Here is a 20,641-nt window from a genome sequence, read left to right as displayed (position 1 = left end):
GAACGAACCGTCGAAACAACATGGAGGCGCGTCGGCGATCTCCTGCAGCTCTTTACGCCGCAGGAGTGCTCGAACTATCTGCGACATGCAGGCTATGGTGCAGCCTAGCCCTGACAGACTCTAGCGAATATTCGCCGCTCAGTTCCATCCGTTTCAGCGAGATGGTGCACGAGGCGGGATTCCCGCCGGTCGTCTACAACTATCTCAACGGTGAGGGCCGCATTGTCCGGGAGGCGATGTCCCGCCACCCGGACATCGACATGATGTCGATCACCAATTCGACCCGTGCGGGGGTTGCCGTCGCGAAGGCCGACAAGATCAAGCGCGTGCATCAGGCACTGGGCCGGCCAATCCGCCAACATCTTCGCCAACGACACGATCTATGGCCTCACCGTCTACATCGAGACGAAGGACAATGCCACGGCACGCCGGATCGCTCGCCAATTGCGCGGGCGGACTGGGACGCGGCATCGCCCTTCGGCCGGCTTCAAGCAGTCCGGCAACGGCCGCGAACACGGCGAATTTCGGCCTTCCTCGAAATCAAGGCCACCGGAGCGTATCAATCCGGCATCTACGCGGACGACCCCTACCGCAAGCACGGATTTCAGAACCTGCGTTTCATAGCCAAATACTTCGGCATGGCTCTCCCCGCGAGCTTTTCGCAAAAAGGGCAGGGGCCGCCGCCGAACGTTACGCCGTCACCCACCTGAAGGCGTGATGGGTCTTTCGCAGCAGCGGGCCTGCGAAATCATGTCCGCCAGACAATCTGTACCGGTTCTGGCGTCCACCGGACATCAAGCTTCACGCTAGACTGCGCAAGCTCGCCAACGAGCGATGAACGAACGCGGCATCGTCCTGCCTCTTCCTTTCCGCCGAGAGAAAAGCGGCTCCGATGAGCTGAAAACCCAGCAACCGAAAGTCATCCCACTGCTTTTCCTGCTCCCGTGCGAAGCAGCGCCATCACCATCGGGCCGAGGGAGAACTCCCCGCGCTTGGCCTTTCCGGTCAGGTCGCGCAAATAACCGCCCGCGGAATTGATATGGCCTGCGCGCTCGTAGATACAGGCCACCACCGTCGCCGCGGCCGCTTGCCCCATGATCTCGCACGCCTCCTCATAGGCCGAGGGACTTATGCCCAGCATCGAGCGAATGGTGACGGCGGCCAGCATGAAGTCACGCCAATTGCCGACAACGCCACTCGGACCGAACGGTTTGCTCTCGGGGCAGGCCCGCAACACCATTTCAAGCGGTAGCGGATTGATCGGTCCCGCTTGCCGCATGGGTCGCTTCGATTTTTCGCCCTGCTCTTTTCGAGAGCTAGGTTCAAGTTCATTGCTGGATTCGGTATTTGAATTCTGTATGTGGCAACTGAATACGTTGTCATTGCCATCGCTTTTTTTGAAAAATTCCTGTTTTTCCAGTCGGTTGACAACCTCGTCCCTCAACAGGGCCAGTTCGTCCGCAAGATTTTCCAGATTTTCGGCGGTCGGCCTTCGTGGAATCCGCCCCACGATATCGATGTAGCAGGCCTCGATCGCGTCCCAGTCTCCTGGCGCTCCCTCATCGATTGCAGCGCTGATGAGCTTACGGACGTCCCGGCGGCAGACCGTCAATCTGTCCTTCAGAAGACGGAAGCGGCGCTGTTCGGCGGCAACCTGCTGCGCCATCTCAGCGAGTTCCTCGGAACGGACCAAGAGCGGTGCCAGGCTGAAGCCGAAGGCTTCCTCGACAGCACCATCATCGTTCTTGCGGGCGTAGCGCTTGCCGTTGGGGCTATCCTTGCGGACAATCAGTCCGGCGTTCACAAGTGCGGCGAGATTCTTTCGCAGCGTGGTGCCGGCGATGCCGTTGGCGCGCGCAGTCAGCTGTGCGTTGGACGGGAAGACGACCAGGCCCGCATCGCTGCTCAATTCCTGCCCCGGATAGAACGATATCAGCGCATTGAGGACCGCCAGCGCACGGTCCTGGAGCCCGAGCAGGCTTCTGGCATCAGCCGCATCCCGCAACACGCGCCATTTGTCGACCGCCTTTCCTTCGGGGACTTCCATCGCCTGCTTTTGACGTTGCACCAGGGCAAGCGTCATCGACCGCCGCCCGAAGGGCGTCGTCACATATCCACTATCCATTTTCTTACCTTTCAAAAGGCAAAGAAAAGGCTTCGCCGAAAACGACGTGGACTCTTGACTGTGATTCCGGGAAATGCGATTCTCTTAGCGACCAAACTGAGAGAAGCCTTTCGGAACACCGTTTCGGAGGGCTTTTTCTTTGCGCTGCTGCTCCCTTTTGCGTTCTATCGGTTACTGCTTCGTCTTCTTGAACGCGGCGTACAGGTCCGGAAGCGAGGAAAGGATGAACTCGCCGAAATCGGGAGCCACCTTCTCGTCGAGGACCAGTGTGAAACTGCGCTCATCCTGCTTGTAGCGTGCCGGCTTGCTCCCATCGTCCGCCAACCAGACATGGGCTTTTGCCGTCTTCGGCTTCTTCGGCGCGATCAGATCGAACAGGCGTACGAACCGGTCGTCGGACGACAGACTGGTAAGCCTGCCGCTGACCAGTTCGCTGCGCACGAGTTCCAAAGCGCCGTTGCGCTCCAGCCTTGCGGCAAATTCGATCCAGCGATCACGCCCTGCCTTGGGGGCGGGGCCGATTGCGCGGATAAACTCCGCCGGTACGCTGACGGCCGAAGAGATCAGCCGGGAAAGCCCGGTCTTGTCGACGCCGAGCGCGGCCATAATGATCTGCCGGCTGTATCCATTGACTTCCAGCTCGGCGGCATAGAGGGCACGCTCGATGAATGAGAGATCGTGACGGGCGCTGTTTTCCTGCCCCTGCGCCAGGACCAGCTCTTCGTCACTCAGCGGCTTGACGGCCGCCTTGACAAGCATGCCAGCCGCCTTGACGGCGCGCAGACGCCTGCGACCGTAGGCGATCTGGTATCGGCCATCGATGTCCGGGTGCGGGCGCACCAGGATCGGAACCTGCTGGCCGTGCTCCTTGATCTGCCGGGCAAACTCTTCGAAATGCTCCGGCGCCTCCTCGAGACGATCGGTCACCTTCGGCGTATCGATCAGGTCGGGATCAAGCTCAACCAGCGACTGCGACTTGAGCATTTCGATCGAGCGCGAAACCGCCCCGATCGCGCCGCGCGGCGCATAGTGCGGGGCAGGGGGGGCCTCGCGCGCCTTTTCGCCCTCCACGGGCTCTCCGTCCGGCAGACGCACGCCGACAAGATCCGACAGCAGATGTTTTCTAGCCATTGGTGGCTCCTTTCACCAAAGCGATCGCGTGTTGCGTTACGCCATCACGCGCCAAGTTGCCGGCTGGCAACGCTGCGATCCGGAATCTTGCCCCAACGGTCATTTGCGTCCCCAGGCCGTTTCGATCAGTTGGGCAATCTCGCCGTTGACGGAGTCCAGCGCCTCCATGGCGCGGTCATAGGTGTTGCGGTGGAACTGGTCCCGGCTGACTTCGTAGAGCGTCTGCTTGGTGATCCCCGCATCGGATACGGCCGTGCTTTTCAGCATGGGATGGTTCAGAACGTGCTCGCCGAACATGGTCCGCATGAATGATACCATCTGGTTCTGCGGACCGTCACCCGGCTCGTAGCGGGTGATGAGATATCGCATCCAGTCGTAGTCCATGCTGCCGCCGGCATCGGCCACCACACTGAGCAGTTCCGACGTCATTAGCAGGAACTGGCACATCGACATCACGTCGAGCATCTGCGGATGGACGGTGACGAGAACCGCCGTTGCCGCGCAGAGCGCCGAAATCGTCAGGAAGCCGAGCTGTGGCGGGCAGTCGATCACGACGACATCGTAGTCGTCTGCAACGCCGGCGATCGCGTCGTCCATCCGCGTGAAGAAGATGTTCTTGCGGTCGTTCGACGCCAGAACCCGCGCCGTATCGTGCTCGAACTCCATCAGCTCGAGGTTACCGGGCACCAGGTCGAGGTTTGTGAAATACGTCTTCTTGATGATGTCGCGGAGGTCGCGCCGTTCGCTGTCGTAGCGAACGGCGCCGTAGAGCGTCTCATTCTCCCCGACGTCGAATTCCGGCTGGTATCCGTGCAGCGCAGACATACTGGCTTGCGGATCGAGATCGATCGCAAGCACGCGATAGCCATTGAGGGCGAGGTATTGCGCCAGGTGCGCGGCCGTCGTCGTCTTGCCGCTCCCGCCCTTGAAGTTCACAGCAGCGATGACCTGCAGATGTTCATTGCCGCTCCGGCGGGGCAGGTATCGGCGGTCGTTCTTGCCGTTTGCCTCAAGATATTCGCGAAGCGCCTGGATCGTCTCGACGGAATAGGAACGGCGCCCGTTAGACCCGACCTCCGGCTGCGGGCCCTTGCCCTCTATCGAAAGGTGGCGGAGATAACCGTCGTTGACGCCGATCAGCTTGGCGGCCTCGATCGAAGAGAACGCGCGCAATGATTTCCGGGCTTCCGGCGGATAGAGTTTCAAGCGATGTTCGTGCAGGCGCGCCGAAAGATCGCGCGCATGCGCGCCAATCAGCTTATGGATCGCCTTCTGAAGCTGGCGGGGATTCTCCACGACTTCCTCTCGTACACACGGAAATTTTCGTAAACACAGCATTTCGCCGTGCGGATGGTCAAACGATTCCACGCAGCTTGGCAAGTGATTTAAGGTTAACAGAGGGTTATCTCTCGCCCGCAATAGAACCAAAAGCTGTGAAACAACTCATTTTCAATAACAATTACCGACACTTAAATCATGGCGGTTGCATTCTGCAGGAATGAAAGTCCCTGGAATTTTATCGGTGCACAACCCGCAGGAGTATGCGTTCCGGCGTTACGATTCGCCTGTAAATGTCGGCCATACAAGCATCTGAAGAGAATCACCGCGGATGGCAGAGGCACCACGCCAGGCGCTCGGGACGCCAGCCAAGCGCAGGATTCAATAATGCAAGGCGGTGAGCACGATCCAGATCGGAACGCCCACGGAAACGAGCGTGGCGGCCACGATCGACACGGCTTTCCATATGAAGGTCCGCTTGGCTCGCACTCCATCCCACTCGTAAGTCATACCGGGATCCTCCGCGCGTCAACGAAACATTGCCCGGGGCGAGAGTCGAGTGCATTTAGGCAACAGCATCAGGATCAGTGCCCGACACGCCCATCAATCCGACAACCTTTCAGATATGACTGTCGGAACCATCTGCGGCAAATCCCGTTGGCGTCTCATGAACAAGCTTCAAGCACGCACCGGTCTGCAGGCAATCATGGCAGTTATAATCATTGCGGCCATGCTCATTGCGGTCGTCAACATCGCCAGTGTGCCGGTCAGACAACCTGACGGCACGCTGGACGCACAGGAAGACGTCATCGATCCGTCCTGACGCCTCTCAGCGGCTGGCCCTCCCTCTCCACTCGACAACAGCAGAGCCCACGCTGAACGGCGTTCTATTCAAAGAGCTTCCGTGCGGAGACCTTGATCTGGCCCAGTGCGCGCTCGATCTCCGCCGCAAGACTATCCGCCATCTGCACGAATTCCACGCGGCGCGCAGCGCGAATGATTTCTGGCAATTCATCGACAGACAGAAGCGCGCGCTCGACACAGGCCAAATCCTCGCACATCCCGCGAAAGCTCTCGTTGCGCTCGATCAGCGTGTGGATCTGGGCGGCGTGCGTGGGAAACCGTCGAAGTGCCGAAGCCAGCCCTTGGGCCTTGTCCGTATGGGGTCCCGATCCTGTCACCATCTCACTCCTCCGACCACTCGAGGCCGAGATGTCACTCTCTCACCTAGCATATCGTGCAGCGGTGGCGGGCGGGCGTAAGATACCTGAGAATACAGGTGTGTGCGGCGGCAGGCGGGGGAGGGATAGAAGCCGAATGCACGCAGTTCAACGGGCCTGCACGCTCATCAAACCGTTGCCGGTCACACACCGCTGTTCTTCCTCCTGCCGAAGTGCCGCCGTGTGAAAGACGGCAGCGGCACCGCATCAGGTTCCGCCGATAGAGCCTACGCGATGCTACGGGCATCGATGGAAAATGCGCGTTAGGGTGAACATGAGCTCCAGCTCCCTTCGTGCAGGATTTGGAGCGCCTTGCGGTGGTTCGTGGCGCAGCGGAGGGCTGGACGTGTTCCTTGATTATTTTGCTCTCGGTGTCCTGATCTTCGTTGTCCTCACGCTCTTCTACGGGGTCATTGCGATCCACGATATTCCTCATTTGATAGCCAAGGGGCGCAATCATCCCCACCAGGACGCGATCCACATCGCCGGCTGGGTCAGCCTCTTCACGCTCCATGCGATCTGGCCATTCCTTTTCATCTGGGCGTCCCTTTACCGGGAAGACCGAGGCTGGGGCATTCGGCCTGATGGCAAGTTGCAGACCGAAGCCGAGGCGAATGCGGAGGTCGCCGTGCTCCAGGCTCGTGTCCGGGAACTTGAGGAGCAGCTCAAACTGCAGACGAGGGAGCCCGCCTGATGGATCTGCTGCTCATCCTGACATATGCCGCCATCTGCATAGCCGTCTTCAAGATATTCCGAATTCCGGTGAACCAGTGGACCGTGTCCACGGCTGTGCTTGGCGGCATCTTCCTGATCGCCAGCCTCTTGCTGCTGATGAGCTACAACCACCCCTATTCCAGCGACGGACGCATCTACTTCACCTCCGCGCCGGTGATACCCGCCGTCGGCGGTATCGTGGTCGACGTGCCGGTACAATCGAACGTGCCACTGAAGAAGGGAGACGTGCTGTTCCGCATCGACCCGCGGCCGTACCAATTCACTGTCGACGAGAAGAAGGCGGCACTTGCCGAAGCCATGCAGGCGGTCCGGCAATTGAAGGCTGCCATGGATGCCGCAAACTCCGCCGTCCAAGGCACGCTAGCGGATCGGGACCGGGCGCAACAGAGCTTCGAGCGTTATCAGGAGATCTACCTGACATCGAAGGAGCGCACGGGTGAATCGGCGGTCTCGGAACTGGAAGTCGAGAACAGGCGCGGGCTCTATCTGGCACAGGTTGCCGCTGTCGGCATTGCGGAAGCCCAGGCCATGCAGGCCCGCCTTGCCTATGAATCGCAGATCAACGGCGTAAATCCGGCGGTTGCGCGTTTGACGGCCGAGCTCCGCAATGCGGAATTCGAACTCGACCAGACCACCGTCCGGGCTCCCAGCGACGGATATGTCACGCAGGTCTTCCTTCGTCCCGGCATGATGGCGAACCCGTTGCCGTTGCGCCCCGTACTGGTCTTCATTAACAGCGAGGATCGCATGCTCGCTGCCTCATTCATCCAGAACTCTCTGCAGCGCGTCACTGTCGGCGACGAAGCAGAGGTCTCCTTCAAGGCCGTGCCGGGCAGGATCTTCAAGGCAAAGGTCGGCGCCGTCATCGACGTTATGGCGCAGGGACAGTTGCAGCCAACCGGAGCCCTCCTCGATCCGCAATCGCCCGAACGCCTGCCGGCGGGTCAGACGCTCGCCCGGATCGATATTCTCGATGATACGAGCGCCTTCCAGTTGCCGGGAGGCGTGGTGGCCGAGGTGGCCGTCTACACGCATCACTGGCACCACGTTTCGATCTTGCGCAAGGTATTGCTGCGGATGAGCGCCTGGATGAACTACGTCTTCCTGGAGCACTGAGATGAGCGGGAGGGGGCGCAACACATCGAGCTGCAACGCCGCCACCGTCAAGTCAGGTTGTGATCGCCGGCCACGACTCCTCCAGTGGAAAAGGGGGGCCAGATGAGCGCCAACTTTTCCCTGCCGCTCTTCAGAGGGCTTTCGGGCTATCGGCTCGACTGGCTGCGCAACGACATTTCGGCCGGGCTTTCGGTTGCCGCGGTCGGCCTTCCAAGTGCGATAGCCTATCCTGCAATCGCGGGGCTTCCCCCGCAGACCGGAATCTATGCAAGCATCGTGGCACCGATCGCCTATGCGATCTTCGGCGTCTCGCGCAGACTCGTGGTCGGCCCCGATGCAGGCACGATGACGGTCCTTGCAGCGGCGATGGCGGCGATCATCGCCGAAATGCCAGCAAACACGCAGGTGGATCGCGTGACATTGGCGTCAATCCTCGCACTCGGGGTCGGGATCGCTTGCCTGGGAGCGAGCCTTTTGCGGCTGGGCGTGCTCGCCACATTTCTGTCGCGACCGATCCTGGTCGGCTTCTTCGCAGGCATCTCGATCTCGATCCTCATCGGCCAGCTCGGGCGTCTGACAGGGGTCAAGATAGAGGCGGACGGACTGATCGCACCTTTGGTCGAGCTCGCCGGAAAGGCGGCCCTTATCCATTGGCCGACCGTCTGGCTTGCGGCAGGCATGTTCCTCGTCCTGCAGGCGGCGCGGGCAATGAAGTCGCCGATCCCCGGCCCCGTCATCGTGGTTGTGCTGGCGGTCGTACTGTCGGCGCTGTTCGATCTCCGCTCGCACGGCATCGCCGTCGTCGGCGACATTCCCAGCAGCCTGCCATCGTTCTCGTTGCCCCTGGTCGAAGGGCTGCCGGTGGACCGCATCATCCTGGGCTCCGCCGCCATCTTTCTGGTCAGCTTCGGATCCGGCATCGTCGCCGCCCGCAGCTTCGGCGCGCGAACGGGAGAGACGGTCGACGCCAACAAGGAACTGCTCGGCCTCGGCAGCGCACAGGCGGCGGCTGGCTTCTTCGGTGCCTTTCCGATCAGCTTTTCCGATTCACGCACGGCGATCAACCTGTCGGTCGGCGGCCATACGCAGCTCGTGGGCCTGGTATCGGCCGGTGCACTGCTCACAACCTTGCTGTTCCTCAACGACGCTCTGCGGATCCTTCCGGTGGCGGCGCTGGCCGCCATCCTCGTTTCCGCCGCCCTCAGCCTGATCGATGTGCATGAACTGCGCCAGGTCTGGCGCATCAGCCGGATGGAGTTCGTCTTCGCACTGATTGCGATGTCGGGCGCCATCAGCTTCGGCGTTCTGAACGGCGTCATCATCGCAATCGCGGCAACGCTCGTCTATCTGCTGCGCAACATGATGTATCCGCGTGACGCATTCCTCGGGCGTATTCCGACCCATGACGGTTTCTACAAACTGCACCGTTTTCCGGAGGCGAAGGGTGTACCGGGCCTTGTCGTGTGGATGCTGCAGGGGAACCTGCTGTTCTTCAACACGGATTTCGTCCGCGCACGGCTCAAAGAAATCGCCGAGACGATGCCGGCGGATACGCGCTGGTTCGTTCTCGACGCCGGCGCGATCGCGCAGATGGACAGTACGGCTGCGGCAATGCTGGAGGACGTCCGCAACGACCTGCAGGGCCGCGGCGTTACCCTGTGTTTTGCCCAACTTCATGCCGATGCAAAAGCGCTGCTGGAGCGAGCCGGCCTGATCGGACAAGTGGGCCGATCCTTTGTGTTCGAGGACCTGGACGACGCCCTTCAGTCCTTCCGTGTAATGGAAATCGAGAATGGGGCGCCTCGCGACAAGTAGGCAATGGTTTCACCTTGAGGAGACTTGGAGATGAACAAGAAGCATGAAGAGGCCGCAGGTCCCCATTCGGATGCCAAGGCGGGAGGGAAAGTGCAGGACTACAACAAGCAGATGGAAAAGCTGCAGACCGAGCTCGCCCATCTGCAGGCCTGGGTGAAGAAATCCGGAGCCCGCATCGTGATAATCTTCGAGGGACGCGACGCCGCGGGGAAGGGAGGCGTCATCAAGCGTATCACCGAACGCGTCAGCCCACGCGTCTTTCGGGTCGCCGCGCTGCCGGCGCCGAGCGACCGCGAGAAGACACAGATGTACATGCAGCGCTACATCGCCCACTTGCCGGCCGGCGGAGAAATCGTGATCTTTGACCGCAGCTGGTACAATCGTGCCGGCGTCGACCGCGTAATGGGCTTCTGCAGTGAGAAGAAGGCAAGGCGCTTTCTCGAACTGGCGCCGCGCTTCGAGGCCGCGATTATCGAAAGCGGAACCATTCTTCTCAAGTACTTCATGACAGTCAGCGAGGACGAGCAGGAGCGGCGATTCCGGCGCCGCATCGATGACCCCGTGCGACAGTGGAAGTTGAGCCCCATGGACGTCGAATCCTATCGCAAGTGGTGGGAATACTCGCGCGCTTATGACGAAATGCTGCGGGCCACGGATACCGAGCATGCGCCATGGTGGATCGTGCCGTCCGACGACAAGAAGCGGGCGCGTATCAACTGCATTTCCCACATTCTCAAGTCGATCCCTTACGAGAAGGTAAAGTTCGATGTGCCTGATCTCGGCAAGCGCCAGAAACGGCCGGAAAATTACGAGCCAGACAAGCTTCCTTTGAAGTTCGTGCCGGATGTGGCCTGAGGCGGAGGAGCGGGATCCTGCACCGGTCCCTCCACGTATTCAGGCAGGTGGGCCATCGTCCCGGCGCGCAGGCGCCACCTTAACCCAGGCGATGAGCAGATCGTAGAAGACGCTGAGCACGATCGGCCCGAGGAAAAGCCCGATCAGGCCATAGGAAAGCGTGCCGCCGATGACGCCCATCAGGATGACCAGCATGGGGGTCGAAAGGCCGCGCGAGACAAGGATGGGCTTTATGACGTTGTCGAGCGCTGCCACTGGCACCAGAAGCAGCGTGAGCCCGAGCGCATAGGTGAAATCCTTGGTGATCCAGGCCCATATGACGATTGGCAGCAAAACCGGCGCCGGCCCGATCTGCACGATGCACAGGATCATGACGGCGAATGTCAATCCGCCGGAGGCGGGCACCTGGAAGAGATAGAGCACGACGCCGACAAGAAACGACTGCAGAAGGGCGACGCCGATCACACCCGTTGCGACGCTTCGAATGGTCGCACCCGCCAGGCCCATGAAACCGATGCCGCGGTCTCCACCGACGCGCTCGGCGACGCGACCTACGGACGCAGCCAGTTGCTCCCCGTGTCCGAACATGAAGCCGGCGACAATCACCGACGCCATAAACCCGATAAGGTCGAGCCCGAACCCGGCCGCCTTGCCGATGACGTAGCCTCCTGCCTGCATGAACGTCGGTTCAAATCGCTGGATCATGCCAGCCAGATTGCTCGACGCCAGGTTCCAGGCCTCATACAGCTTTTCACCCATCACCGGCCAGGCGCGGACGCTCTCCGATGGGGCCGGGATCTTGAGCGACCCGCTTTCGATCTTCGCAAGCACCCAGTGCGTCGCTTCGATGAAGTTCAGGGCGATGGCCGCGAGCGGCCCGATGATGATGCCGAGGCTGATGAAGGTGAGCATGATCGCGGCAAGGCGCCTGCTCCCGCCAAGTGCGACGCGCAGAGCGCGATAGCACGGATAGAGCGCGACCGTCAGTATCGCCGCCCAGATCACGATCACGAGGAAGGGCGCCACCAGGGTATAGGACCAATAGGCAAACAGCGCCAGAACGCCGAGCCGCACGAAATCGGTGATGCGCGGTTCGATCGCCGCAGGGCCGCCGCTCTCGGCTTGCGGGGCGGGGTAGGGAGCGTCGTTCATGGCCTTCCCCATGGCAACCGGATCACATGCTATGACGCTTGCGACGAGCCTGAACCTCGACTCCCCCGGCGTCAAATCCGATACCGGGAGATGGCGCGCGCACCGCCCCGGAGCACGCCGGGCCTAGCCGCGGAGCGTGATGCGATCTACGCGGCGGGCGGCTCCCAGTTCAAATAGAAGCCGATATCACCAGGCACGCCGCCGGGAAAGTTGATCACCATGGCCTTCAGCCGGTATCCTTGAGGTTGAGCCACTTCCTTGAAGCGATCGTAGAGTTCCTTGGCCTTGCCTTGAAGGGTCTGCGGCCAATCGGGGTCTGCACTGTTGATGGCGCGGCCGCTGTCGCTGCAGAAGTCGGAGGGAAACGTGTAGACGAGCGCTTCCATCTTTCCATCCTTCACCGCACGCGCCACCACGTTGCGGATCAGGCTCTGTTCCTGAGGGCCGACATGCTTGTTGAAGAAATCATCGGTGAACTTCGCCAGTTCCTCCCGTTTGCGCTCTCTCAGCTTGTCCTCTTTCTCCATGTCGGCAAGTTGTGTTTCGAGCATCTGCCTGCGCAGATCCTCGGCACTGACGACGGCACTGCTCGGATTCGGCTTGTCGGTCATTGGGGTTCTCCACAGCCAGACACCGGGAAAAGCTACGCCTCCTCCTGCATCGATCGCAGTATCATACGGGAGACTATGGGTAATATACCGATCCGCACGGTATTGCGCCAGCGAGCGGCGGCGCAAACGAACGAGTTCTGTATGCGGAAGGGGAATGCACGCGCCGTGCCGTGCAGTTCACACGCCGCGCAGCGATCAACCAAATACAGGAGCGCAAACGTCAAAATCACGTCCAAGCGGTGGACGAAGTTTCGCCGTCGACAGTGCGGCGGGCATACGGTAGACGCGGCTCGGTCCACGGTACGGCGGACCACGGAAAGCCTCCCAAGGCGACCGCGACAGCCGGCCATGCAAGGGCTGCGCGGCCCATCGGGCCGGCTCTCTTGGCGGGAATGTGGTTGGCATCGATGCGCGGGCGGCGGCGTGAAGCACGCAAGCTTTAGTTCGCACCCTCGGCACGCCAATCCGGGGCTTCACGAGCCTCAATCGGCGACGATCAGTTCGACACCTGCCGATGTCAGCGCGTCCACCATGGCCGCAGGCGGCCGAACATCCGTGACGAGCGTATCGACTTCGGAAAGCGATGCCACTTCGAAGACGGCGCGCCGATCGAACTTGCTGTGATCTGCCAGCACCGTGATCCGCTCGGCCCGCTCGATCATGGCCTTGGCGATTTCCGCTTCCTGCACGTCGAAATCCATGATCGACGTCTCATCAATTGCACCGATCGTCAGAACGACGTGGCGAGCGCGAAACTTGGCGATCTGCTCCAGCGCCAGCGCACCAAGGCTTTCCCCCGCATCGGCTCCGTAGGCGCCACCGATGAGAAAGACCTTATGGCTGCCGTTGTCCGCGACCGTCGCGGCAATACGCGGCGAATTCGTGATCACGACCAGTCCCTGCAGCTTGGCCAACGCCTGCGCCATCGCAATCGTCGTGCTGCCGGTATCGATGAAAAGGGAATCGTCGCGCGCGAACAGGCGGCTCGCGGCTTTTCCTATCCTGATCTTCGCCTCGGCGTTTTCGGCCATTCGGTGCGCGAACGGACCTTCCTTTTCGATGGCCGCCCCCGACCGCGCCACCGACCGGGCGCCGCCGTGAAACTTGCGTAGCTTGCCCATCGCGTCGAGCCGTGAAAGATCGCGGCGGATGGTTTCGCGCGATACGCCGAGCCGCTCGGCAAACTCCTCGACCGCCATCTCGCCTGAATGGTCAAGAAGGCGTCCTATTTCCTCGTAGCGCTGTGATGGTTGCAAGTTATCCCCCAGCCGAAGCCCGCCTTCGGTCATTGCACCCTCTGGCACCGTGTTTGCGGCGGGCTTATGGCAAGAAGCTGCCCGACATACAAGCGCTGCATCGACGGAGGCTCGCCGCAGCAGTTACCCGGCATGCGCCCTCCAGGCTCACCTGCCTTGTACGCCACAACACCCGTTCGGTCAATTTCGAGAATGAGAAATGACTGAAACAACAAAACCTGGCGCCTAAAATTACCCGAATGGGCAATTATTATGAAAATTGGACTTTTCTTCTCCGCCGAACCGGCTAGAGTGCGGGGGTGCAGTGAAAAAAACAGACACGCATAGCTGACCAAATGCAGCCGTTGGGGAACGCAATGTTTCAGATCCAGATATCACCCTTTTCGCCTTAGCGCCGCAGGCGTACCAGGTACGAAGAAGGGGGCGGACGCACTCCTTCCCGGGCACCGCTCGCGGCGTACCGAACCTATTTGTTGGAATGACCATTCGGTCCACCGAAGTTCGATCGTATGGCGAAGTCGCGGCTTTGCGCCCGCTTGTACCCTCCTGAAAAATTCCGGCTGCCGCGAAGGCATATCGCGGTCCCGTTGCCAGAAATCGACCGGCAAATGGAGTGAATGCGTGAATTCGAAAGACGCAGCATTGAGGGCGGGGGGCTACCGATGCGTGGTCTGATCGCCAGTTACGTGCGGATGATGGACAGGATTTCCGACTATGTCGGCTACCTGGCCGCTTCGCTGATTTTCCTAATGGGCGGGGCACTTATCTTCGACGCCATCACACGAAACCTGATCAAGATGCCCGTGCACTGGGCCGTGGAACTCACCCAGTTCATACTCGCGGCCTATTACTTCATGGGCGGCCCGATCACGATCAAGAACAATTCGCATGTCCGAATGGACCTCTGGTACTCGACGCTTTCGACACGCGGCAAGGCCCGCATCGATCTCGCGACGATCGGCTGCATGATCTTCTACCTCGCCGTGCTGCTTATCGGCAGCATCTCCAGCCTGATCTATGCGATCGAGACGAATGAGAAGCGTTTCTCCATTTGGAATCCGTCGGTCATTCCGATCAAGTCGCTGCTGGTGGCCTGTCTCATCCTGATGCTGATGCAGTCGATTGCGGAAGTCTTCAAGCATATCGATACGCTGCGCGAAAAGGAGCTCGCATGAGCTATGAAATGATCGCGCTCTTGATGTTCGCGTCGATGATGTTGCTGCTGGCAACCGGCCAACGCGTCTTTGCAGCCATTGGCTTCGTCGCCTCGGCGGCTGCCCTTCTGCTTTATGGGCCTGGCGCTATCGAACTGCCGTTCAACCAGGTCTTCAAGCTCTTCAACTGGTACGCCATGCTGACGCTGCCCATGTTCATCTACATGGGCTACATCCTGGCCGAGGCAGGCATCGCCGAAGATCTCTACAAGATGCTGCATGTGTGGTTCGGCCGGTTCACCGGAGGTCTCGCCGTCGGCACGATCTTCCTCATGGTCATTATATCGGCAATGAACGGGCTTTCGGTTGCCGGCATGGCGATCGGCGCCACCATCGCACTGCCGGAAATGATCCGCCGTGGCTACGACAAGGTGCTTATCTCGGGCGTGGTACAGGGCGGTTCGTCGCTCGGCATCCTCATTCCGCCGTCGGTCGTACTTGTGCTCTACGGCATGATCGCTCGTCAGCCCGTCTCCAAGCTCTGGTTCGCCGGTGTCGTTCCCGGGCTTCTGATGGCGACGCTGTTCATCATCTATATCGTCATCCGCGCGCGGATGAACCCGAAGCTCGCCCCGACCGTGAGCGATGAGGAACTCAATATGCCCCTGCGCGAAAAGCTCGCACTGGCGCGCGCGGGCATCATTCCCTTCGCCATCTTCTTCTTCATGACCGGACTGTTCGTCTTCGGCTACACCAGCCTCGTCGAAAGTTCGGCCGTCGGCGCGACCGCCGCGACAATCGCCGCGATCGCAAAGGGGCGCTTCGACTGGAAGCTCATCCGCAACACGTCCATGCAAACGCTCGGTGTCTCCTGCATGTTCATGTGGCTCATCCTGGCAGCGCTCGCCTTCGGCGCGGTCTTCGACGGGCTCGGAGCAGTAAAAGCGGTCGAGAATCTCTTTATCCGGCAGTGGGATCTGTCGCCTTGGACCGTCATCATCATGATGCAGCTGAGCTTCATCGTCATGGGCATGTTCCTTGACGACACGGCCATGCTGGTCATCGTCGCCCCGCTCTATATCCCACTGGTGAAGGTGCTCGACCTCGGCTTCGACAACCAGCTCATCTGGTACGGCGTGCTCTACACGATCACCTGCCAGATCGCCTACATCACCCCGCCATTCGGCTACAACCTCTTCCTGATGCGCTCGCTGGCGCCGAAGGAAATCACGCTGATCGACATCTACCGTTCGATCTGGCCGTTCGCCGCCATCATGGTGCTGACCATCGCGCTGGTGATGATCTTCCCAGGTCTCGCGCTCTGGCTTCCCGAACAGATGAATGTGAAGGGTTGATCCATCCGGGATCAGCCACCCGTTTCAACCTCAGAGGAGAACAAAAATGACAAAAGAAAAGGCCGATCAAAGCCCATCCGAAAAAATTCTTTCGACGCGCCGTCATTTCCTGACGAAATCGGGGCTCGGTGCCGGGGCGGTCGTGGCAGGCTCGACGCTTGCAGCACCCTATGTCAACGCCCAGAGCGGGCCGATCAAGTGGCGTCTCCAGACCTATTCCGGCGCGCCGCTCGGCGCCCACGTGATCAAGCCGCAGATCGAAGCCTTCAACAAGGCTGCAAACGGCGAGATGGAAATCGAACTTTACTACGCCGATCAGCTCGTGCCGACCGCCGACCTCTTCCGCGCCCTGCAGAGCGGCACGATCGATGCCGTGCAGTCGGACGAGGCGACCATGGCCTCGCCGGTCGATATCGCCGTCTTCGGCGGCTACTTCCCCTTCGCAACCCGCTACAGCCTCGATGTGCCGGCGCTGTTCAAGTACTACGGATTGAAGGAAATCTGGGAAGAAGCCTATGCGGAAGTCGACAACGTCACCTGGCTTTCCACCGGCGCCTGGGATCCGCTGCACATCTTCACCGTCGACAAGCCGATCCGCAGCCTTGCCGACATGAACGGCCTGCGCGTGTTCGGCGTGCCGACCGCCGGCCGCTTCCTGTCGCGTTACGGCCTGGTTCCGGTGACGATTCCATGGGACAACGTCGAAGTCGCCCTGCAGACGGGCGAACTCGACGGCGTTGCCTGGTGCGGCTTCACCGAAGCCTATGAAGTGGGCTGGGCGGATGTCTGCAAATATGCGCTGACGAACTCCGTCACCGGCGCCTGGTTCGGCAGCTATTTCGCCAACACCGCAAGCTGGGAGAAGGTCCCGCCTCAGCTGCAGGAACTCTTCCGCATCACCATCGACCAGTCGCACTACTACCGCGACATCTGGTACTGGGGGGGCGAAGCGAAGCTGCGCGTCGAGGGAGAGAAGATGGAACTGACGGCGCTGCCGCCAGAAGAATGGGACCAGGTCGTCAAGGACAGCGAAGGCTTCTGGGACGAAGTGGCGTCCTCCAGCCCCCGCTCCGGCAAGGTCGTGGAAGCGTTCAAGAAATACTCCACCATCATGCAGAAGGCGGGTTACCCGTACCGCTAAGACCGGCGCAGTTCGGCCCGCCCCAACCGGCGGGCCGTTCGCGGACCTGGCGGCCGGAACGGAACCGACAACTGTTTCCGATGGGGCACCGCCCCCGCACAGAAAAACAATCGACTTCGTAAGACCACGAATACGCCTCAGATAATGAGGCGTGGCCACCAAGCTAAAGGAAAATCCAGATCCCTAATGCTTGTCCTGGCGCAGGTAGATCCGCCCGAGAAATGCGGGTTCGCCAGAACGCCGCCCACTGATCGAACCGATGACAAGCACGAGCAGGGTCAGCAGATAGGGCAGGGTCATCATCAGATAGACCGGAATGTCGGCGCCAACCGCCTGCAGCCGGGGAACCAGCGCGTCGGCGCTGCCGAAGACGAGCGCACCAACGAGGGCACGGGCCGGATTCCAGCGCGCGAAGATGACGAGCGCGACGGCCACCCAGCCGCGCGAGGCGACCATGCCCTCCACCCACACATGGCTGGTCGCCACCGAGAGGTAGGCTCCGGCGAGACCGCAAAGCAGGCCAGAGGCGAGCACCGCGCCAAGCTGAACGATCTGCACATCCACGCCGGCGACGTCCGCGGCCGCCGGATTCTCGCCGACGGCACGCAGTCGCAGGCCGCTGCGACTGCGCATGAGCCACCACCACAGGAGGCCCACCGTGACCGGCAGTGCCAGGGTAATCGGATCCTGAACCGCCACAATTCTTCCCAAGGTGGTATCGCGCTCCAGGGCGAAGATGTCGCCGAGATTGGGGATGCCGACGAAGGTCTTCTGGACATAGGGCCGACCGACGACACCGGTCAGCCCGAGGCCGATTGCGACGACGGCGAGACCCGAGAGCGTCTGGTCGGCGCGCAGCACGACCGTCGCCACGCCGAAAAGGAATGCGAGCGCCATTGCCGCGGTCGCCCCCACGGCCAGGGCCGCCCAGGGATCGTTGCCGAAGAGAACGGCGATTGCCGCGCTCATCGCGCCGACAGCCATGAGGCCTTCCGCGCCGAGATTGAGGATGCCCGCACGTTCGCAGATGATGAGCCCGAGGCTCGCAAGCACCAGCGGCGTTGCATAATTCGGAATGATGGCAATCCAGCCGATCAGAAAATCCATGGGATGCGAACCTTCCTGTCAGCTTGGCCGGTTGAGGGAATAGGTGCTGAAGAACTGCGCCATCAGGATCGAAATCAGCACGGTGCCCTGCACCAGCACGATCATTCCTTCGGAGATGCCGTAGAACACCTTGAGGACATTGCCAGCGGTGAATACGGCCCCGAGCGCCAGCGCCACGACAACCACCCAGAACGGCTTGGCGCGGGCCAGATAGGCAATGACGATGGCACTGAACAGGTAACCGTTGCCGACGGCCTGGTTCAGCCGGTGCTCCGTGCCCGAGACAACGACCATGCCCGCCAGCCCGGACAGCGCACCAGACAAAAGAACAAGTCCCGCAAGCGTGCGGCGCACCGGCAGGCCGGTAGCCAGCGCCGCCTGCCGGTTGAGGCCGACGGCGTCAGCGTAGAAGCCGGCGCGCGTGCGCTCCAGCAGGAACCAGACCGCAAGGGCGATCAGGGCGACGACGAACAGTCCGGCATGGAGCTGTCCCCAACCGAGTGCCGAGAAGCGGCTTGCCTGCGGAAATGCGGCGGTGACCGGAAAGCTGTTGGCCGGATCGCGCCAAATGCCGAACAGCAGATGTTGCACAAGCAGAAACGCGACGCTTCCGAGCAGCAGCGAAGAAATGACTTCGTTGACGCCCCATCTTTGTTTCAGAACGAGGGAGATGGCGATCCATCCGGAACCCGCCAGCGCCGCAAGCACGAAGGCAAGCGGGAGGCGCAGGCTCTCCGGTCCGATTTCGTGCAGCGCGACCCACGTCGCCGCCACTGCGCCGAGCCAGAGCTGGCCCTCGACGCCGATGTTCCAGAAGCGGACGCGCATCGCGACCGCCGAAGCCAGACCGACGAGGATCAGCGGCAACGCCGCCGTCACAGTTTGCGACAGGCCGTCGGATGTGAGGAAGGCGGCCACCAGGAATTCGTCGATAAGGGCGCTCGCGGGTACGCCCGCCTGCACCAGCAGCATCGCCGAAATCGCAAGACCGAATGCGAGCCCGCCCGCATAGGAGAGCGCGCTCAGAAATAAACCCGGCTGCTGCCGGCGTACGAGAAATGCTGCATCAAGCATGGCCGGCCAGAAGCGCTCCGATCCATTCCGGGGTGACATCGTCCGCCGCGCGACAGCCGACGATCGTTCCCCTGTTCATAACGGCCACCCTGTGGGAAAGCGAAAGGACCTCCTGCAGATCCTCGCTGATGAGTAGGCAGGCGGCACCGCTTTCCACCGCCTGGCGGATCGCAGTGCGCACGAACTGCGTGGCCTTCATGTCCAGCCCGCGCGACGGCGAGTGAGCCACCAGCACCTTCATGCCCGGACCCAGCTCGCGCGAAAGCAGCACCTTCTGCGCATTGCCCCCGGAAAGAAGTGCGGCTGAACGCTCAGGCGTCGCCCCTCGGATATCGAAAGCATCGATCATCATTTCCGCCTTCCTTCGCATCCCGTCGCGGCGCAGGAAAAGCGGTCCGCCGAATGCCCCTTCGGACACACTGGTCAGTGCCATGTTGTCGGCGATCGATAGCTCGCGGATCATGCCGGTCGCGAAGCGATCGGACGGGATCACCCGCAAGCCCGCGCGACGGCGCTCATGTGGCGTGCCGGCGACGATATCCAGCCCGCCGAGAATGATCTCGCCCGAGGCGGGCCGCAGGAGGCCTCCGAGGCAGGCGACCAGCTCTTCCTGGCCGTTGCCGCCGACGCCGGCGATGCCGAGCACCTCGGCTTCCCGCAGTTCCAGCTCAAGGTTGTGCAGCCCCTGCCCATGCGCCCGCGCGGAAAGAGACAGCGCCTTGATGCTCAGGCGCAACGCGCCGGGCTGCGAATCCGGCCGGCCGCCAGTCGCCAGCGTCTCGCCGACGATGAGCCGCGCCACCTCTTCTTCGGAAATTCCCTCGACCTGCGCGCCGGAAAGCACGGTTTTTCCATGTCGCATGATCGTGATGCGATCACAGAAGGCCGCAACCTCACGGAACTTGTGCGTGATCAGCACCACTGCGTTGCCCTGACGCGCGAGCCGCCGGACGAAATCGAGCAGCGCCCTGGCCTCATCCTCCGTCAGGACGGCGGTGGGCTCGTCGAGAACCAGTATGCGGGCGCCGAGGAGAAGCACCTTGACGATTTCCGCCCGCTGCCTGTCGGCGATCGAAAGATCGGCGACGATCCGGTGGGGATCGACGGGCAGGCCGATCTCGGCAGACTTTGCCGAAACCAGTGCGGCCGCTTCGCTTGCGGAACGGACGCGGCTTTTCTTGCCGAGGCCCAGCAGTACGTTTTCCGCAACGGTGAAGCTCTCCACCAGGCGGAAGTGCTGGTGCACCATGCCAAGCCCGGCAACTGTCGCCTCGGTGGGGCTGCGGGGGGCGATGGCCGCGCCGTCGATCGACTGGTGGCCGGAATCGGCGGCATAGACACCCGTCGCAACGTTCATCAAGGTGGACTTGCCGGCGCCGTTTTCGCCCACGATCGCATGCACCTCGCCCCATTCCAGGGTGAAGTCGGCATCCTCCAGCGCCGGCTTGCCATCGAAGGCCTTGCCGATGCCCTGCATGTCGAGGGCAGGGGGCGTGCCGGGCAGACTGTCCACCCG

The 20,641-nt window shown here is 61.4% G+C and carries 19 protein-coding genes; 8 read left to right on the top strand and 11 right to left on the bottom strand.

Annotated elements, in window-relative coordinates; translation table 11 throughout:
• Positions 1-710: aldehyde dehydrogenase family protein (locus HV823_RS26745; protein ID WP_425487671.1), on the top strand; the 710-nt coding region annotated here is incomplete at its 5' end.
• 209 nt (positions 711-919) lie between these two features.
• On the opposite strand, the gene repC is transcribed toward HV823_RS26745, so the two are convergent.
• The 5 genes from repC to HV823_RS17465 form a co-directional block, all read right to left on the bottom strand.
• A complete protein-coding gene (gene repC, locus HV823_RS17480; protein WP_176951008.1) occupies positions 920-2,125 on the bottom strand; it encodes a plasmid replication protein RepC in 1,206 nt (401 codons plus the stop codon).
• A gap of 171 nt (positions 2,126-2,296) precedes the next feature.
• Positions 2,297-3,256, bottom strand: coding sequence for a plasmid partitioning protein RepB (gene repB / locus HV823_RS17475; RefSeq protein ID WP_176951007.1), 960 nt, complete (start codon positions 3,254-3,256; stop codon positions 2,297-2,299).
• A 99-nt stretch (positions 3,257-3,355) separates the two neighbouring features.
• Entirely contained in the window at positions 3,356-4,552 is a 1,197-nt protein-coding gene (gene repA, locus HV823_RS17470; RefSeq protein WP_343051890.1) for a plasmid partitioning protein RepA, read from the bottom strand.
• A gap of 363 nt (positions 4,553-4,915) precedes the next feature.
• Positions 4,916-5,044, bottom strand: a complete 129-nt coding sequence (locus HV823_RS27075) for a hypothetical protein (protein ID WP_281374103.1) — start codon at positions 5,042-5,044, stop codon at positions 4,916-4,918.
• Between the two features lie 377 nt (positions 5,045-5,421).
• Positions 5,422-5,718, bottom strand: coding sequence for a hypothetical protein (locus HV823_RS17465; protein WP_176951006.1), 297 nt, complete (start codon positions 5,716-5,718; stop codon positions 5,422-5,424).
• A gap of 382 nt (positions 5,719-6,100) precedes the next feature.
• Here HV823_RS17465 and HV823_RS17460 point away from each other — a divergent pair, with 382 nt between their 5' ends.
• The 4 genes from HV823_RS17460 (at position 6,101) to ppk2 (ending at position 10,275) form a co-directional block, all read left to right on the top strand.
• Positions 6,101-6,448, top strand: coding sequence for a DUF3302 domain-containing protein (locus HV823_RS17460; RefSeq protein WP_176951029.1), 348 nt, complete (start codon positions 6,101-6,103; stop codon positions 6,446-6,448).
• Positions 6,448-7,605 (top strand): HlyD family secretion protein, encoded by a 1,158-nt coding sequence (locus HV823_RS17455; protein ID WP_176951005.1) that lies wholly within the window; start codon positions 6,448-6,450, stop codon positions 7,603-7,605. Before HV823_RS17460 ends, HV823_RS17455 begins: the two co-directional genes overlap by 1 nt.
• A gap of 102 nt (positions 7,606-7,707) precedes the next feature.
• The gene (locus HV823_RS17450; RefSeq protein WP_176951004.1) at positions 7,708-9,420 is read left to right on the top strand and encodes a SulP family inorganic anion transporter; all 1,713 of its coding nucleotides are present in this window, start codon (positions 7,708-7,710) and stop codon (positions 9,418-9,420) included.
• Between the two features lie 30 nt (positions 9,421-9,450).
• Positions 9,451-10,275 (top strand): polyphosphate kinase 2, encoded by an 825-nt coding sequence (gene ppk2 / locus HV823_RS17445; protein WP_176951003.1) that lies wholly within the window; start codon positions 9,451-9,453, stop codon positions 10,273-10,275.
• A gap of 39 nt (positions 10,276-10,314) precedes the next feature.
• Here ppk2 and HV823_RS17440 read toward each other — a convergent pair whose 3' ends face one another.
• The 3 genes from HV823_RS17440 to HV823_RS17430 form a co-directional block, all read right to left on the bottom strand.
• Positions 10,315-11,427, bottom strand: coding sequence for an AI-2E family transporter (locus tag HV823_RS17440; RefSeq protein WP_176951002.1), 1,113 nt, complete (start codon positions 11,425-11,427; stop codon positions 10,315-10,317).
• 146 nt (positions 11,428-11,573) lie between these two features.
• Positions 11,574-12,038 (bottom strand): hypothetical protein, encoded by a 465-nt coding sequence (locus tag HV823_RS17435; protein WP_176951001.1) that lies wholly within the window; start codon positions 12,036-12,038, stop codon positions 11,574-11,576.
• 482 nt (positions 12,039-12,520) lie between these two features.
• Complete coding sequence (locus HV823_RS17430; RefSeq protein WP_176951000.1) at positions 12,521-13,294, bottom strand: DeoR/GlpR family DNA-binding transcription regulator; 774 nt, start codon at positions 13,292-13,294, stop codon at positions 12,521-12,523.
• A 662-nt stretch (positions 13,295-13,956) separates the two neighbouring features.
• Here HV823_RS17430 and HV823_RS17425 point away from each other — a divergent pair.
• From HV823_RS17425 to dctP, 3 genes are read left to right on the top strand one after another with little or no spacing between them, the layout of a single operon-like run.
• Entirely contained in the window at positions 13,957-14,469 is a 513-nt protein-coding gene (locus HV823_RS17425) for a TRAP transporter small permease subunit (RefSeq protein ID WP_176950999.1), read from the top strand.
• On the top strand, positions 14,466-15,803 hold the full coding sequence (locus HV823_RS17420; RefSeq protein WP_176950998.1) for a TRAP transporter large permease: 1,338 nt from the start codon (positions 14,466-14,468) through the stop codon (positions 15,801-15,803). The genes HV823_RS17425 and HV823_RS17420 overlap by 4 nt, the downstream gene beginning before the upstream one ends.
• Before the next feature lie 46 nt (positions 15,804-15,849).
• On the top strand, positions 15,850-16,944 hold the full coding sequence (dctP, locus tag HV823_RS17415) for a TRAP transporter substrate-binding protein DctP (protein ID WP_176950997.1): 1,095 nt from the start codon (positions 15,850-15,852) through the stop codon (positions 16,942-16,944).
• A 183-nt stretch (positions 16,945-17,127) separates the two neighbouring features.
• Here dctP and HV823_RS17410 read toward each other — a convergent pair whose 3' ends face one another.
• Genes HV823_RS17410 through HV823_RS17400 form a run of 3 tightly spaced genes read right to left on the bottom strand, consistent with a single transcriptional unit; the run spans position 17,128 to position 20,638 of the window.
• A complete protein-coding gene (locus HV823_RS17410) occupies positions 17,128-18,051 on the bottom strand; it encodes an ABC transporter permease (RefSeq protein ID WP_176950996.1) in 924 nt (307 codons plus the stop codon).
• Between the two features lie 18 nt (positions 18,052-18,069).
• Complete coding sequence (locus HV823_RS17405; protein ID WP_176950995.1) at positions 18,070-19,125, bottom strand: ABC transporter permease; 1,056 nt, start codon at positions 19,123-19,125, stop codon at positions 18,070-18,072.
• Entirely contained in the window at positions 19,118-20,638 is a 1,521-nt protein-coding gene (locus HV823_RS17400; RefSeq protein WP_176950994.1) for an ATP-binding cassette domain-containing protein, read from the bottom strand. The genes HV823_RS17405 and HV823_RS17400 overlap by 8 nt, the downstream gene beginning before the upstream one ends.
• Between the last annotated feature and the right edge of the window lie 3 nt (positions 20,639-20,641).

The sequence above is a fragment of the Mycoplana rhizolycopersici genome, from assembly GCF_013378445.1.
Classification (GTDB): Bacteria; Pseudomonadota; Alphaproteobacteria; order Rhizobiales; family Rhizobiaceae; genus Mycoplana; species Mycoplana rhizolycopersici.
This window is presented reverse-complemented; position numbering and strand designations above follow the sequence as displayed.

What these genes read in the sequence shown, in the direction of transcription:
- repC (WP_176951008.1), bottom strand. Translation starts at nt 2,125, where the DNA reads ATGGATAGTGGATATGTGACGACGCCCTTCGGGCGGCGGTCGATGACG.
- repB (WP_176951007.1), bottom strand. Translation starts at nt 3,256, where the DNA reads ATGGCTAGAAAACATCTGCTGTCGGATCTTGTCGGCGTGCGTCTGCCG.
- HV823_RS27075 (WP_281374103.1), bottom strand. Translation starts at nt 5,044, where the DNA reads ATGACTTACGAGTGGGATGGAGTGCGAGCCAAGCGGACCTTCATATGG.
- HV823_RS17465 (WP_176951006.1), bottom strand. Translation starts at nt 5,718, where the DNA reads ATGGTGACAGGATCGGGACCCCATACGGACAAGGCCCAAGGGCTGGCT.
- HV823_RS17455 (WP_176951005.1), top strand. Translation starts at nt 6,448, where the DNA reads ATGGATCTGCTGCTCATCCTGACATATGCCGCCATCTGCATAGCCGTC.
- HV823_RS17450 (WP_176951004.1), top strand. Translation starts at nt 7,708, where the DNA reads ATGAGCGCCAACTTTTCCCTGCCGCTCTTCAGAGGGCTTTCGGGCTAT.
- ppk2 (WP_176951003.1), top strand. Translation starts at nt 9,451, where the DNA reads ATGAACAAGAAGCATGAAGAGGCCGCAGGTCCCCATTCGGATGCCAAG.
- HV823_RS17440 (WP_176951002.1), bottom strand. Translation starts at nt 11,427, where the DNA reads ATGAACGACGCTCCCTACCCCGCCCCGCAAGCCGAGAGCGGCGGCCCT.
- HV823_RS17435 (WP_176951001.1), bottom strand. Translation starts at nt 12,038, where the DNA reads ATGACCGACAAGCCGAATCCGAGCAGTGCCGTCGTCAGTGCCGAGGAT.
- HV823_RS17425 (WP_176950999.1), top strand. Translation starts at nt 13,957, where the DNA reads ATGCGTGGTCTGATCGCCAGTTACGTGCGGATGATGGACAGGATTTCC.
- HV823_RS17420 (WP_176950998.1), top strand. Translation starts at nt 14,466, where the DNA reads ATGAGCTATGAAATGATCGCGCTCTTGATGTTCGCGTCGATGATGTTG.
- dctP (WP_176950997.1), top strand. Translation starts at nt 15,850, where the DNA reads ATGACAAAAGAAAAGGCCGATCAAAGCCCATCCGAAAAAATTCTTTCG.
- HV823_RS17410 (WP_176950996.1), bottom strand. Translation starts at nt 18,051, where the DNA reads ATGGATTTTCTGATCGGCTGGATTGCCATCATTCCGAATTATGCAACG.
- HV823_RS17405 (WP_176950995.1), bottom strand. Translation starts at nt 19,125, where the DNA reads ATGCTTGATGCAGCATTTCTCGTACGCCGGCAGCAGCCGGGTTTATTT.